The sequence below is a fragment of the Sulfurimonas indica genome (assembly GCF_009192995.1).
Lineage (GTDB): Bacteria > Campylobacterota > Campylobacteria > Campylobacterales > Sulfurimonadaceae > Sulfurimonas > Sulfurimonas indica.
The window spans coordinates 1-766 of the sequence record NZ_SDID01000047.1 but is presented as its reverse complement, the minus strand read 5'-3'; the positions used below and the strand labels follow the sequence as shown (position 1 = coordinate 766).

The following is a 766-nucleotide window of genomic DNA, read 5'->3' as shown; positions in this document are numbered from 1 at the left end:
TGTAGGTCGCTGCCTAGTTCGGATCAATTATTTTCCCTTTTATTATTATTTTGATATACTTACCATATGAAAAAAGCATTTACATTATTAGAATTAGTTTTTGTTATCGTTGTAATAGGTATTTTAGCTGCTCTTATTTTGCCTCGAACAAAGACAAACCCAGTGCAAGAAGCGGCTGTTCAGGTACAGTCTCATATTCGCTATACACAGCATTTAGCAATGATTGATGACAAATATGACAGTAATGATGTAAATTGGTATAAAAAAAGGTGGCAAATATTGTTTAGTTCTAATGGATCATCAGACAACAAATGGGCATATACGATTTTTGCTGATACTATTGGCGGGAGTACCGGTAATCCAGATGAGGGAGAAATTGCAATTAATCCTTCTAACCCTAATGAAAGAATGACTGGAGGACAAACTAGTTCTGTTAATCTTGATATTAATAATGCAAACTTTGTTGGTATGAGAAAAATGAATTTAGGATTAACTTACTCTATTACAAATGTAACTTTCTCTTCTTCTTGTAGTACAGGTAGTAGTACAAGACTTTCTTTTGATCACTTAGGAAGACCTATAAAAAGTAATTTAAGTTCTAACACTGCTCCATACGATGGAAATGATTTATTACAAAGTGATTGTAATATTACCTTAACAGATGGAATTGAAACTGCAATCATACAAATTAGTCCAGAAACAGGTTATGCAAGATTAATTTTCTAAAACCGAAAACTTCAGACAAACTTCTTCAAATATTAAGCGA

1 protein-coding gene is annotated in these 766 nt (G+C 32.2%); it reads left to right on the top strand.

Annotated features, from left to right (window positions below):
* Nucleotides 1-66 precede the first annotated feature (66 nt).
* The gene (locus ES948_RS10775; protein WP_152184952.1) at nucleotides 67-726 is read left to right on the top strand and encodes a pilus assembly FimT family protein; all 660 of its coding nucleotides are present in this window, start codon (nucleotides 67-69) and stop codon (nucleotides 724-726) included.
* Nucleotides 727-766 lie beyond the last annotated feature (40 nt).

Bases quoted from the DNA above. Each gene is read 5' to 3' on its own strand.
- ES948_RS10775 (WP_152184952.1), top strand. From the start codon at position 67: ATGAAAAAAGCATTTACATTATTAGAATTAGTTTTTGTTATCGTTGTA.